The organism is Streptomyces sp. NPDC058662, from assembly GCF_042716255.1.
Lineage (GTDB): Bacteria > Actinomycetota > Actinomycetes > Streptomycetales > Streptomycetaceae > Streptomyces.
This window is the reverse complement of record NZ_JBHXRU010000022.1, coordinates 14,486-26,386: the sequence shown is the minus strand read 5'-3', so window position 1 is coordinate 26,386 and position 11,901 is coordinate 14,486. Positions and strand designations below refer to the sequence as shown.

Sequence of the window (11,901 nt, the reverse complement as noted above, 5' to 3'; positions counted from 1 at the left end):
CGCCAGAGTTGACGGGCCGACAGATCCTGTCAAGGGCGCGTCCCGGGCTCCGGGTCGGCCGCGATACTGTTCGGCCATGTCCGAGTATGACGATGACCTGCGCCTTGCCCTTGAGCTCGCCGACGCGGCGGACGCCGCCACGATGGAGCGGTTCCGCGCCCTCGACCTGCTGGTCGAGACGAAGCCGGACATGACCCCGGTGAGCGAGGCCGACCGGGCCGCGGAGGAGATCGTCCGGGCGGGCATCGCCGCCGCGCGGCCCGACGACGCCATCCTGGGCGAGGAGTACGGCCTGCGGGGCGGCGGCCCGCGCCGCTGGGTCGTGGACCCGATCGACGGTACGAAGAACTACGTGCGCGGGGTCCCCGTGTGGGCCACGCTGATCTCGCTGATGACCGAGGGCGCCGACGGCGTCTTCCGGCCCGTGGTCGGTGTGGTGTCCGCGCCGGCGCTGGGCCGCCGCTGGTGGGCGGCGCAGGGCGGGGGCGCGTTCACGGGCGGCGCGCTCGGGGAGACCACCGCGATCGGCGTGTCGAAGGTGGGCACCCTGGGCGACGCCTCGTTCGCGTACTCCTCGCTGAGCGGTTGGGAGGAGCAGGGGCGCCTCCCCGGCTTCCTGGACCTGACGCGCGCGTGCTGGCGGACGCGCGGGTACGGCGACTTCTGGCCGTACATGATGGTCGCGGAGGGTTCGCTGGACCTGTGCGCGGAGCCGGAGCTCAACCTGTGGGACATGGCGGCCCTCGCGGTCGTCGTCGAGGAGGCCGGCGGTCGCTTCACCGGCCTCGACGGGGTGGACGGCGTGCACGGCGGGAACGCGGCGGCGTCGAACGGGCTGCTGCACGAGGAGATGCTGGGCCTGCTGCGGCCGCGCGCCTGAGCTCCCGCACGCGGGTATCGCGCCGAGCGCGCGCCCTTGTTGGCGCCGCGGACCCGTGGGAATCTGAGGATCCCCCCGCTTGTGCGCTTGTGAAGCTTTTCTCCAGCGTGCTTCCACGACCGCACCCACCCGAGCGGGGGGACTCACCCAGGAGGTGGCTCTCTTCATGCTCGTCCGCGACGCAATGAGCTCCGTGATCCTCACCCTCGGACCCGCGCACACCCTCCGGCAGGCGGCCTGCCTGATGTCCGGCCGCCGTGTCGGCGCGGCCGTCGTCCTCGACCCCGAGAACAGCGGAATCGGCATCCTGACCGAGCGCGACATCCTCAACTCGATCGGCGCGGGCCACGATCCCGACCGGGAGTCCGTGGGCGCGCACACCACCAACAACGTGGTGTTCTGCACGCCGGACGCCACGGTCCAGGAGGCCGCCGAGGCCATGGCCAACGGCGGCTTCCGGCACCTGATCGTGCTGGAGGACGGCGGCCCGGTGGGCATCGTGTCCGTGCGCGACGTCATCCGCTGCTGGGTGCCGGCGCGGCGCGCGGTCTCCGCGTAACCGGCCGCACGCGAACGGCGCCCGCACGCGAACGGCGCCCGTACGCGAACGGCCGCCGGGCCGGAACCCTGGGGTTCCGGTCCGGCGGCCTGCTCCGACAAGGGGCCGTCAGCCGCGCAGGGCCTGGACCGCGGCGTCCAGCCGCTTGCCGAAGTCGCCGTCCGCCTGGCGGAAGTTGTTGATCGCCCGCTCGACGATGTCGTCCCGGGAGACCTTGGCGATGAAGCCGGAGAGGTTCTCGATCAGACGCGCCTTCTCGTCCTGCGAGTACAGGCGGTAGAGGTTGCCCGCCTGGACGAAGTCGTTGTCCTCGCGGTGGACGGGCGCCGCGTGGTTGCCCGTACCTCCGGTCAGGGAGACCGGCTGCCACAGCGGGCGGTCGCTCTGGTGCGGGCCGCCGAAGCTGTTCGGCTCGTAGTTCTTCGCGCCCTTGTGGCGGCCGTCGTACAGGTGGCCGTCGCGGGAGTTGGTGCGCGCCTCGGTGGCGTGCGGGCGGTTCACCGGCAGGTGGTCGGCGTTGATGCCGACGCGGTAGCGGTGGGCGTCGCCGTAGCCGAAGAGGCGGCCCTGGAGCATCTTGTCCGGGGAGGGGCCGATACCGGGCACGAAGTGGGCGGGGCTGAAGATGCTCTGCTCGACCTCGGCGAAGACGTTCTCCGGGTTGCGGTTGAGCTCCAGCTTGCCGATCTCGATCGGCGGGTAGTCCTCGTGCGGCCACACCTTGGTGAGGTCGAACGGGTTGAAGCGGTACTCGGCCGCCTCGGCCGCCGGCATGATCTGGACCTGGACGGTCCAGGACGGGAAGTCGCCGCGCTCGATGGACTCGCGCAGGTCGCGCTGGTGGGAGTCGGGGTCCTCGCCGGCGAGGAGGTTGGCCTCGGCCTGGGTGAGGTTCTTGATGCCCTGGTCGGTCTTGAAGTGGTACTTGACCCAGAAGACCTCGCCGGCCTCGTTGTTCCACTGGAACGTGTGCGAGCCGTAGCCGTTCATGTGCCGGTAGCTCGCCGGGATGCCGCGGTCACCGAAGAGCCAGGTCACCTGGTGGGTGGACTCGGGCGACAGGCCCCAGAAGTCCCAGACGTTGTCCGCCTCCTGCGAGCCGGTGTACGGGTCGCGCTTCTGGGTGTGGATGAAGTCCGGGAACTTGATGGCGTCCTTGATGAAGAACACCGGGGTGTTGTTGCCGACGAGGTCGTAGTTGCCCTCTTCGGTGTAGAACTTCAGCGCCCAGCCGCGGGGGTCGCGCACGGCGTCGGCGGAACCGAGGTTGCCCGCGACGGTGGAGAAGCGCAGGAACGTCTCGGTCTGCTTGCCGACCTCGGACAGGAACGCGGCCCGGGTCCACTGGGAGACGTCGCGGGTCAGCGTGAAGGTGCCGTAGGCGCCGGCGCCTCGGGCGTGGACCACGCGCTCCGGGATGCGCTCGCGGTTGAAGTGCGCGAGCTTCTCCAGCAGCAGCTGGTCCTGGACGAGCACGGGGCCGCCGACGCCGGCGGTCTCACTGTTCTGGTTGTCGGCGACCGGAGCCCCGGCCTCCGTGGTGAGCGGTCCCTGCGTCACGTGCGCCTCCTGCGTCATTCCTGCATGTCCTGTCCTCGGCCTGTGCCGTAACCGATCCTACATTGGACTTAGTCCAAGTCAAGCAACCATCTAAATCAACATCGATTCGGGAGTTACACGGAGTCCCCGCACTGTTAGGCTGATGGGCATGAGTGACCTGCTGGAACGACTGCGCGGACGCGGCTGGCGCATGACGGCGCAGCGCCGCGTCGTGGCCGAGGTGCTCGACGGCGACCACGTCCACCTGACGGCGGACGAGGTCCACGCGCGCGCCGCCGCCAAACTGCCCGAGATCTCGCGGGCGACGGTCTACAACACCCTGGGAGAGCTGGTCACGCTCGGCGAGGTCCTGGAGGTCGCCACGGACCGGCGCGCGAAACGGTACGACCCCAACGCCCACCGGCCGCACCACCACCTGGTCTGCGCCCGGTGCGGCGCGATCCGCGACGTCCACCCGGCGGGCGACCCGCTCGGCGACCTCCCGGACACCGAGCGCTTCGGCTTCGTCGTGTCGGCGGTCGAGGTGACCTACCGCGGGGTGTGCCCCCACTGCGCCGGAGCCTGAATCCGCGCGCTCCGCTGGCGAGGGCCGGGGGTATCCGCTCCCGGCCTCTGTCGTATCCGCGCCCGGAAACGACTCAAGGCCCGGATCCATGGGATCCGGGCCTCGGGCCTTCAGTAGCGGGGACAGGATTTGAACCTGCGACCTCTGGGTTATGAGCCCAGCGAGCTACCGAGCTGCTCCACCCCGCGTCGGTAAACCCAACGTTACGTGAGAGGCCCCGGCAGATGCAAATCGGTTAACCGGCTCAGGCCGACAGCTCCTCGGCCAGGGCCTCGCGCAGGCGCGCCGCCCGCTCCGAGACCTCCGCCGGGCCCAGCTCCATGGCGCGCGCGCACCACTTCTGCCCCTCGGCCAGGTCGCCGTGGCGCGCCGCGAGCAGCCCCAGCCGCAGGGCGGCCCGGCCGTGGCCCGCCACCGCCGCGCGGGTCCACCACAGGGCGGCCTCCGGCTCGTCCCCCTCGCGGGCCAGCAGCAGCCCGAGGTTGAAGGCGCCGTTGCGGGAGCCCGCCTCCGCCGCCTCCCGGTACCACCGGGCGGCGAGCGCCAGGTCGCCCCGGGCGGCGGCCAGCATGCCGACCCGCACCTGGGCGCGGCGGTGCCCCAGCTCGGCGGCCCGCTCGTACCACTCCTCGCTCTCGGTGCGCGGGGTGCCGCCCGCCGGCTCGCCCAGGGCCACCGGCTCCGGCGGCGGGGCGAGCGACTCCAGCAGGGCGGCCAGCCGGAAGGCCGCCTCGGCGCTGCCGCCGCCCGCGGCGCACCGCAGGTGCCGCTCGGCGGCGCGCTCCTCGCCGTCGCGCACCAGGGCGATGCCGACCTGGAGCGCGGCGTCGGTGTGCCCCGCGGACGCGGCCCGCTCGTACCACTTCAGCGCCGTACGGTCCTCGTCGCGGCTCGCGAAGAGGATCCCGAGGTTGAACGCGGCGTCCACGCTGCCGGCCTCGGCGGCCTTGGAGAACCAGGGCTCGGCGCCCGCGGCGTCCCCGCCCTGCAGCAGGAGGATGGCCAGCGCGTTGGCCGCCTCGCGGTGCCCGGCGTAGGCGGCCCGCCGGTACCACTGCTCGGCCTGCGCGGTCCGGTCCTGTGCGACGCACAGCAAAGCAAGGTTGTACGCCCCGTTCTGGTCGCCCGCGTCCATGGCGGCGCGGTACCAGCGCTCGGCGGTCTGCGTCTCCCCCCGGGCGGCGTGCAGCGCGCCCAGGGCGTTGGCGGCGTTCCCGTCGCCGTCCTGGGCGGCCCGGTGCCACCACGCGGCGGCGCTGTCCTCGTCACCGGCGTCGCGCAGCAGGAAGCCCAGGGCGCACGCGGCACGCGCCTCGCCCTGTTTGGCGGAGGTCAGGTACCAGCGCCCCGCCTCCTTGAGCTCGCCGCGCGCCTCCAGCAGGGCGCCCAGGTGCAGCGCGGCCCGCCGGTGACCGCGCGCGGCGGCCTGCCGGTACCACTGCTCGGCCTCGACCGGGTCGCCCTTGCGCAGGTGCCGCGCCAGCCGGTACGCGGCTTCGCGGTGGCCCTGCTCGGCGGCGGCGCGGAACCACCGCTCCACGCCCCGGTCGCCCCGGTGCTCCAGCAGGTCGGCCAGCCCGTAGGCGCCGAGCGCGTGGCCGGATTCCGCCGCCTGGCGGAGCCAGTACTCGGCGGCCGGCTCGTCCCCGCGCTCGCGGAAGTGGCGGCCCAGGGCGTGCGCGGCGGGCGCGGATCCGGCCACGGCGGCCACGCGCCACCAGCCGGCGGCGTCCTCCGGGTAGCCCCGCTGGTGCAGCAGTACGCCGAGGTTGTTCGCGGCCGCCCGGTCCCCCGCGGCGGTGGCGCCGCGCAGGTACGGCTCGGCCCCGGCCAGGTCGCCGCGGCGCAGCAGCAGCGCACCGAGCACGCTCATGGCGCCCGGGTCGCCCTTGTCGGCGGCCGCGCGGTGCCCGGCTTCGAGCTCGGCGTCGCTCGCCGTGTCGGTCTCGGCGAACACGTCCTGCGTGAGCTCCGCGTCGGTCAGTACGGTCTGCGTGTCCACGGCCGGAGCCGCTCCCTTGGCCTCTGTTCCCGCTTCGGCCTCCGCCCTCACAAACCGCCCTGTCTCCAGCAGAGTTGACCTGTCCCCCATAAATCCCATCGTCGCATCACCTGCTACCCGCGTACACCTGGTATGTCGCAGCCCGTGAGGTCACTACAGCGTTTTGTCGACATGCCCACAGTGGCGTAAGTCAAACACGCTCCTACCCCAAGTCACCCACCCCAGCTAACGCGTGTCCGCTGCGGACATGACGAAGGCCCGGATCCCATTGGATCCGGGCCTTCATCTTCAGTAGCGGGGACAGGATTTGAACCTGCGACCTCTGGGTTATGAGCCCAGCGAGCTACCGAGCTGCTCCACCCCGCGTCGGTGAGACCACAGTATCACGACGCGGGACCGAGCCATTACCCACGGGACATCAGCCGCCCGGATTCGGCGCGGCCGACTTCGCCTCCGCGTCGATCGCCCGCTGCAGCGCCGCCTTGATGTCCTCCTGCGCCTTGCCGTAGGCCGCCCAGTCGCCGGCCTGCCTGGCCTTGTCGGCCTCGTCGACGGCCTTCTGCGCGTCGGCGAGCGCCGCCTTGACCGTCGGGTCCTGGTTGGTCGGCGGAGTGGTCGTGCCCTCGCCCGGGGGCTGGTCCGGCGGGACCGGCGTGGTCGGGGCGGCGGCCCCGAAGACCACGTCCAGCGCCTTCTCCAGGGTGTCCTCGAACGCGGTCGCGCCGCCGTAGGTCACCAGGACCTTGCGCAGCAGCGGGTACTTGAGGCCGGAACTGCGCACGTACACCGGCTCGACGTAGAGCATCCCGCCGTCGAGCGGCACGGCGAGCAGGTTCCCGTACTCGATCTCCGAGTCGCCACCGCGCAGCAGCCGGATCGACTCGGCGATCTTCGGCTCGGACTGGAACTTGCTCTGCACCTGCCCGGGGCCGTCCGGCGGCTTGCTGGTCGGCATCTTCAGGATTCTGATCTTGCCGTAGTCCGCGGTGCCCGTATCGGCGTTGACCGCCATGAAGGCGCTGAGGTTCGGCCGCTCGTTCGGCGTGAACGTCGTCGTGAGCGAGAAGACCTGCTCCTTCTCCTTCTGGCCCGGCATCTTCATCGACAGGTAGTACGGCGGGACCGCCGTGCCGGCCTTCGTCGTCGGGTCGTCCGGGACGGCCCACGCCTCACTGCCGCTGAGGAAGGTCTGCGGGTCGGTGACGTGGTAGCGGGTCAGCAGCTCGCGCTGGACCTTGAAGAGGTCCTGCGGGTACCGCAGGTGGTCCATCAGCGGCTTGGCGATGTCGCCCTTGGGCTTCACCGTGCCCGGGAACGCCTTCATCCAGGTCTTGAGGACCGGGTCCTGGGTGTCCCACTGGTACAGGTCGACCGTGCCGTCGTACGCGTCGACGGTGGCCTTCACCGAGTTGCGGATGTAGTTGACCCGGTTCTCCTGGGCCACCACCGCGCGCTGGCTGTTGGTGAGCGAGTCGGCCGTGCTCTGGCCCAGCGTGGTGCGCGACGCGTACGGGTAGCCGTTGGTCGTCGTGTAGGCGTCGACGATCCACTTGATCCGGCCGTCGATGACGGCCGGGTACGGCGCTCCGTCGATGGTCAGCCACGGCGCGACCGCCTCGACCCGCTCCTTGGGCGTGCGGTTGTACAGGATCCGCGATCCGTCGCCGATGGCTCCGGAGTAGAGGATCTGCGGCTCGTTGAAGGTGAGCGCGTACGCGGCCCGGTTGACCGGGTTGTCCAGGTTGACCCCGGACCCGCCCTCGTAGCTCGTCTCCTTCTCGCCCTTGTCGTCCGAGTAGTCGAGCTCCTTCTGCGGCCCGCCGACGATCGAGTACTGCTTCGTCTGCTCGCCGTAGTAGATGCGCTGCTCGAAGTCGGTGCCGAACATCCCCTTGGAGGGGAGGTCGGACTGGGTGAAGTCCGGCGAGCCCTGGTCGCCGACGGTGGTGCCCTTGGCGGCGACCACGCCGTAGCCGTGCGTGTACTTGAAGTGGTCGTTGATCCAGTTGTTCTTCGGGATGCCGCCGATGTTCAGCTCGCGCAGGCCGATGACCGTGTCCTGGCCGCTGTACCGGTCCACGGCGAGCGTGGACGGGAAGGCGTAGTAGCCCTTGACCTGCTGGAGCTGCTGGAAGGCCGGCGAGACGATGTTCGGGTCGAGGATCCGGATGCTCGCGGTCGTGTCGGCCGGCGCCCGGAGCTTGGTCCGGTCCTGCGTCTGCGGCACGCCCGGATAGTCCGTGACCTCGGAGCCGGCGATCCCGTAGGCGTCCCGCGTCGCCTTGATGTTCTTCTGGACGTACGGGGATTCCTTGGCCTGCTCGTTGGGCTGGACCTGGAACTTCTGCACGATCGCCGGATAGAGCCCGCCGATCAGGATCGCCGACAGGACCATCAGTCCGAAGCCGATGACGGGGAGCTGCCAGGTGCGGCGCCACAGCGTCGCGAAGAACAGCACGGCGCAGATCGCCGCGATGGCGACCAGGATCGTCTTCGCCGGCAGGTAGGCGTTCGCGTCGACGTACCGCAGACCGGTCCAGTTGTCCGCCGCCTTGAAGTCGCTCGACTTCACGGCGAGGCCGTACCGGTCGAGCCAGTACGCGACCGCCTTGAGCGTGACGAACAGGCCGAGCAGCACCGAGAGGTGCCCGGTCGCGGCGGCGGTGGCCCGGGCGCCCGGGCTGGTCACGCGCAGTCCGCCGTACAGGTAGTGCACGACGGCCGCGGCGATCACCGAGAGCACGACCGCGGCGAAGCCGAAGCCGAGCAGGAAGCGGTACCAGGGCAGGTCGAAGGTGTAGAACGAGACGTCGAGGTTGAACTGGGGGTCCTTCGTGCCGAAGGGCACCCCGTTCACGAACATCAGCCAGGTCTTCCACTGGCCGGCCGCCGACGCGCCCGCGATCAGGCCGACGAGGACGGAGATGCCCAGGAGCGCCCACTTCTTGTACGGGGCGATGCTCATCCGGTAGCGGTCGAGGCTCTGCTGCTCCATCGACATCGCGCTGAGCGGCGGCCGCAGCCGGTACGCCAGCCAGATGTTCAGTCCGACGGCGCCGGCCATCAGCAGGCCGAAGACGGCGAAGAGGCCGACCCTCGTCCACAGGGTGGTGGTGAAAACGGTCGAGTACTTCACGGACCGGAACCAGAGCCAGTCGGTCCAGAAGCCCGCGAACATGATGAAGAGCATGGCCAGGACGGCCAGTACGCCCAAGGTCATGAGGAGAGTGCGGGCCCGCCGGGACGGGCGGCCGACTCTCATCCGTGGCCCGGAGGGGCCTCCGCCGCGGTCCGGCATCTGGAAAGCCAAGGTGCGCACCTCGAAAGTCGCTGAGTCTGGGTCTGGTATGTAACGGGCCCCCGATCGTAGAGCCCACTCATGCAACTTACTGAGGCTTTAGTCAGTTCCCGGTATCCGGCGGAAAGGAGGCAGGATGTTGCCCATGTCCAACCTTTCTCCTTCCCCCGGCACGCCGATGGCGGCCAGTCCGCTCACCCGCGCCTGCCTTGAGATCGACGAGTACGCGGCCGGCCTCGGCTGGGACAAGCCCGCCCGGCTGTTCGCGCTCGTAGACACCGCCCGGCTCAAGAGGCAGGAGCCGCGGCTCGCGGGCCAGCTCGGCCTCGACCAGGACGACGCCGGCAAGAGCTCCCTGACCCCGGTGGAGCAGGACGAGGTCCCGGCCGGGACCCCGCTCGACCGGTTCCTCGGCACCATCGCCTGGCCCGACGCGGTGGTCGGCTGCGCGCTGACGGTGGAGCGGCTGATGCTGCCGCCGTCGGCGGAGGCCTCCGTACCGGAGGGGCTGAACGACAAGCAGCTGGCGAAGTGGGTCGCCGGCCACCCGGAGCGGCAGGAGGTGCGGCTGACGGTGGCGGTGCTGCGGGACGGGTCCCGGGAGTCGGCCGTGCGGCTGCGGGACAAGGACTCCTCGACGGAGGTCCTCACCGGCGGGAACCTGGTGCCGGGGCTGGCCGAGGCCCTGGCCGCGACCTTCTCGTAGCGTCGCGTCGGGCGGGGGCGCGCCCGGCGCGCCCCGTCCGGCCGCGCAGGGCGGTCCGGGCGGTCCGGTCCGGTCAGGACGCGGCGGTCGTGCACCGCGCGAGCCCGGCCGTGTCCCCCGCCCGGATCTTCTCCAGCGCCTTCATGGCGTCGTCGATGGTGGAGACCTTGACGAGGGTCAGGCCGTCGGGGACGTTCGCGGCCGCGGCGGCGCAGTTCTCGGCGGGCGTCAGGAAGTACTCGGCGCCGGCCTCGCGGGCGGCGATGGTCTTCATCGGGATGCCGCCGATCGGGCCGACCTCGCCCGCGTCGTCGATGGTGCCCGTGCCCGCGACGAACGCGCCGCCGGTCAGGTCCTCCGGGGTGAGCTTGTCGACGATGCCGAGGGCGAACATCAGGCCCGCGCTCGGGCCGCCGACGTCCGCGAGCTTGATGTCGATCATGAACGGGAAGGTGTGGTCGGTGCCGGCGCGGATGCCGACGACGGCGTGGCCGTCGCCCTCCGCCTTGCCCGAGACGATGGTCACCTTGGTGGAGCCGGTGGGTTCGCGGTTCGCCTTCTCGGCCTCGGCCGCCTCCGCGGCGGGCACGACGGTGAACTCGACGGGCTCGCCGGCCTTGTGCTTGGTGACGAGCTCGGCCACGTCCCCGGGGGCGTTCACGGGAGCGCCGTCCACGGCCCGGATGATGTCCCCGGCGTGCAGCTTGCCCTCGGAGGGGCTCGACTTGACCACCGAGGAGACGATCACGCGGGCGGTCACCGGGATGTCGAGCTGCTTGAGGGCCGCCACCTTGGCGCTCTCCTGCGACTGGCTGAACTCCTCGGCGTTCTCCTGCGTCGACTCGGCTTCCGTCTTGCCGTCCGGGTAGAGGTTCTCGTGGGGCACGACGATGTTGTCGTCGGCCAGCCAGCCGTAGACCGCTTCCAGGAGGTTCATCTCGTAGTCGGCGCTGGTCACACGGACCGTCGTCATATTGAGGTGGCCGCTGGTCGGGTAGGTCTTGCGCCCCGAGATGCTGAGGACGGGCTCGCCGCGCGAGTCCCCGAGCGTGTTCACGGTGGGGCCCGGGCTCATCTCGGCGTACGGGACCCGGATGAACACCCCTGCGCAGAGCAGCGCGAACAGGACGAGGGTGGAGGCGAGCATCGTCGCAGTGCGGCGTGGCATGGATCCGACAGTACGTGACGGCCCTGGCGGGCGGCCCTCGGGGCCGGTCCGTACGGGGCCCGCGCGAAGAACTCTCAGGCGTTTCTCACGGGACGCGTCAGACCGCGTCGGAACCGGAGTGCGCCTCGGCCTTCGCCCTGCTCTGATCGGCACTGCCCATCGCTTCGCGGAAGCGGGCGTATCCGGCCAGTTCGGATATGTCGCCCTGTGTGCGGTCGCGTGCCGCCCAGCTGCCCCATATCGCTGCACCGATCGCGGCGAACAGCGGAATCAGCAACCACACCAGAGACGCCATGGGCCTGCCTCCCTACCCCTGAAGTACGTGTTGTCGTCGGTGGTTTCAACGCTCATGCCCGGGAGGGGGTTACGCAAATCGAGGGCGTGTTGCGAGGCCGAACGGGTGCGAGGCTACCCCCTTCCGGGGGAGGTTCCGCGCGCGGGGTTTCGTATCGGGGCGAGTGGTGCTCAGCAGGCGCCGACCCACTCCTCCGTGCCGTCCGAGAAGGTCTGGTGCTTCCAGATCGGGACCTCGTGCTTGAGGTCGTCGATCAGCATCCGGCAGGCCTCGAACGCCTCGCCGCGGTGCGGGCAGGAGACGGCGACGACGACGGCCAGGTCGCCCACGGACAGGTCGCCGACCCGGTGGACGGCGGCCAGGGCGCGGACCGGGTACTTGGCCACGACGCGCTCGGCGACGCGGCGCATCTCGGCCTCGGCGGTCGGGTGGCAGGAGTAGCCGAGCGAGTCCACGTCGGCTCCGCCGTCGTGGTCGCGGACCGTGCCGACGAAGAGCGTCGTACCGCCGGTCGCGTCGTCGCCGACGGCCCGGAAGACCTCGTCGAGCGAGAGCGGTGTCTCGCGGATTTCGAGCAGCCGGATCGGGTCCGGAGCGGCCTGCTCGCCGGGGTGGTCGAAGTGCGGTGCCATGCCTTCATCGTGCCCTAGCCGCTGACGTGGCGGAATAGCCGTTTCACCCGTGCCGCGCCGCTTCCCTTGGGAGCCTCCTACAGAAACCGCGTCCGGCCGCGCCGCCATCCGGGGCGGGGCCCGGTCCTTGTCCCCGGTCCCGGTCCCGACACGCCGCCGGGCCCGGAGCCGGCGCACGCGGGGGCCGCGCGCCCCGGGCGCCCGGCCCGGCGGGCGCCGGCTGCGCTGCCGCGGAC

At 71.2% G+C, this 11,901-nt stretch carries 10 protein-coding genes and 2 tRNA genes; 4 read left to right on the top strand and 8 right to left on the bottom strand.

Annotated features, from left to right (window positions below; all coding sequences use genetic code 11):
* Positions 1 to 76 precede the first annotated feature (76 nt).
* Positions 77 to 880, top strand: coding sequence for a histidinol-phosphatase (gene hisN / locus ACFWUQ_RS11075; protein ID WP_384535909.1), 804 nt, complete (start codon positions 77 to 79; stop codon positions 878 to 880).
* A 166-nt stretch (positions 881 to 1,046) separates the two neighbouring features.
* A complete protein-coding gene (locus ACFWUQ_RS11070) occupies positions 1,047 to 1,439 on the top strand; it encodes a cyclic nucleotide-binding/CBS domain-containing protein (protein WP_384535906.1) in 393 nt (130 codons plus the stop codon).
* A 108-nt stretch (positions 1,440 to 1,547) separates the two neighbouring features.
* Here ACFWUQ_RS11070 and ACFWUQ_RS11065 read toward each other — a convergent pair whose 3' ends face one another.
* Complete coding sequence (locus tag ACFWUQ_RS11065) at positions 1,548 to 3,017, bottom strand: catalase (RefSeq protein WP_384535904.1); 1,470 nt, start codon at positions 3,015 to 3,017, stop codon at positions 1,548 to 1,550.
* Between the two features lie 130 nt (positions 3,018 to 3,147).
* Between ACFWUQ_RS11065 and ACFWUQ_RS11060 the strand changes: the two genes are divergently transcribed.
* Positions 3,148 to 3,564, top strand: coding sequence for a Fur family transcriptional regulator (locus ACFWUQ_RS11060; protein WP_384535902.1), 417 nt, complete (start codon positions 3,148 to 3,150; stop codon positions 3,562 to 3,564).
* A gap of 114 nt (positions 3,565 to 3,678) precedes the next feature.
* Here ACFWUQ_RS11060 and ACFWUQ_RS11055 read toward each other — a convergent pair.
* The 4 genes from ACFWUQ_RS11055 to ACFWUQ_RS11040 form a co-directional block, all read right to left on the bottom strand.
* Positions 3,679 to 3,752: transfer RNA gene (locus tag ACFWUQ_RS11055), tRNA-Met, on the bottom strand.
* A gap of 56 nt (positions 3,753 to 3,808) precedes the next feature.
* Positions 3,809 to 5,665: a sel1 repeat family protein gene (locus ACFWUQ_RS11050; protein ID WP_384535901.1), complete on the bottom strand. Its 1,857-nt coding sequence runs from the start codon at positions 5,663 to 5,665 to the stop codon at positions 3,809 to 3,811.
* A gap of 193 nt (positions 5,666 to 5,858) precedes the next feature.
* A tRNA-Met gene (locus ACFWUQ_RS11045) sits at positions 5,859 to 5,932 on the bottom strand.
* Between the two features lie 52 nt (positions 5,933 to 5,984).
* The gene (locus tag ACFWUQ_RS11040) at positions 5,985 to 8,864 is read right to left on the bottom strand and encodes a UPF0182 family protein (protein WP_384536022.1); all 2,880 of its coding nucleotides are present in this window, start codon (positions 8,862 to 8,864) and stop codon (positions 5,985 to 5,987) included.
* 136 nt (positions 8,865 to 9,000) lie between these two features.
* On the opposite strand from ACFWUQ_RS11040, the gene ACFWUQ_RS11035 reads away from it, so the two are divergent.
* Positions 9,001 to 9,570: a PPA1309 family protein gene (locus tag ACFWUQ_RS11035; protein ID WP_384535898.1), complete on the top strand. Its 570-nt coding sequence runs from the start codon at positions 9,001 to 9,003 to the stop codon at positions 9,568 to 9,570.
* A 73-nt stretch (positions 9,571 to 9,643) separates the two neighbouring features.
* Here ACFWUQ_RS11035 and ACFWUQ_RS11030 read toward each other — a convergent pair whose 3' ends face one another.
* The 3 genes from ACFWUQ_RS11030 to ACFWUQ_RS11020 all read right to left on the bottom strand — a co-directional run bounded on the left by ACFWUQ_RS11030 (position 9,644) and on the right by ACFWUQ_RS11020 (position 11,665).
* Positions 9,644 to 10,738, bottom strand: a complete 1,095-nt coding sequence (locus ACFWUQ_RS11030; RefSeq protein ID WP_384535895.1) for a PDZ domain-containing protein — start codon at positions 10,736 to 10,738, stop codon at positions 9,644 to 9,646.
* A 97-nt stretch (positions 10,739 to 10,835) separates the two neighbouring features.
* Positions 10,836 to 11,033, bottom strand: a complete 198-nt coding sequence (locus tag ACFWUQ_RS11025; protein WP_384535893.1) for a hypothetical protein — start codon at positions 11,031 to 11,033, stop codon at positions 10,836 to 10,838.
* Between the two features lie 170 nt (positions 11,034 to 11,203).
* A complete protein-coding gene (locus tag ACFWUQ_RS11020; protein ID WP_384535890.1) occupies positions 11,204 to 11,665 on the bottom strand; it encodes a molybdenum cofactor biosynthesis protein MoaE in 462 nt (153 codons plus the stop codon).
* Between the last annotated feature and the right edge of the window lie 236 nt (positions 11,666 to 11,901).

Bases quoted from the DNA above. Each gene is read 5' to 3' on its own strand.
- hisN (WP_384535909.1), top strand. From the start codon at position 77: ATGTCCGAGTATGACGATGACCTGCGCCTTGCCCTTGAGCTCGCCGAC.
- ACFWUQ_RS11070 (WP_384535906.1), top strand. From the start codon at position 1,047: ATGCTCGTCCGCGACGCAATGAGCTCCGTGATCCTCACCCTCGGACCC.
- ACFWUQ_RS11065 (WP_384535904.1), bottom strand. From the start codon at position 3,017: ATGACGCAGGAGGCGCACGTGACGCAGGGACCGCTCACCACGGAGGCC.
- ACFWUQ_RS11060 (WP_384535902.1), top strand. From the start codon at position 3,148: ATGAGTGACCTGCTGGAACGACTGCGCGGACGCGGCTGGCGCATGACG.
- ACFWUQ_RS11050 (WP_384535901.1), bottom strand. From the start codon at position 5,665: ATGGGATTTATGGGGGACAGGTCAACTCTGCTGGAGACAGGGCGGTTT.
- ACFWUQ_RS11040 (WP_384536022.1), bottom strand. From the start codon at position 8,864: ATGCCGGACCGCGGCGGAGGCCCCTCCGGGCCACGGATGAGAGTCGGC.
- ACFWUQ_RS11035 (WP_384535898.1), top strand. From the start codon at position 9,001: ATGTTGCCCATGTCCAACCTTTCTCCTTCCCCCGGCACGCCGATGGCG.
- ACFWUQ_RS11030 (WP_384535895.1), bottom strand. From the start codon at position 10,738: ATGCCACGCCGCACTGCGACGATGCTCGCCTCCACCCTCGTCCTGTTC.
- ACFWUQ_RS11025 (WP_384535893.1), bottom strand. From the start codon at position 11,033: ATGGCGTCTCTGGTGTGGTTGCTGATTCCGCTGTTCGCCGCGATCGGT.
- ACFWUQ_RS11020 (WP_384535890.1), bottom strand. From the start codon at position 11,665: ATGGCACCGCACTTCGACCACCCCGGCGAGCAGGCCGCTCCGGACCCG.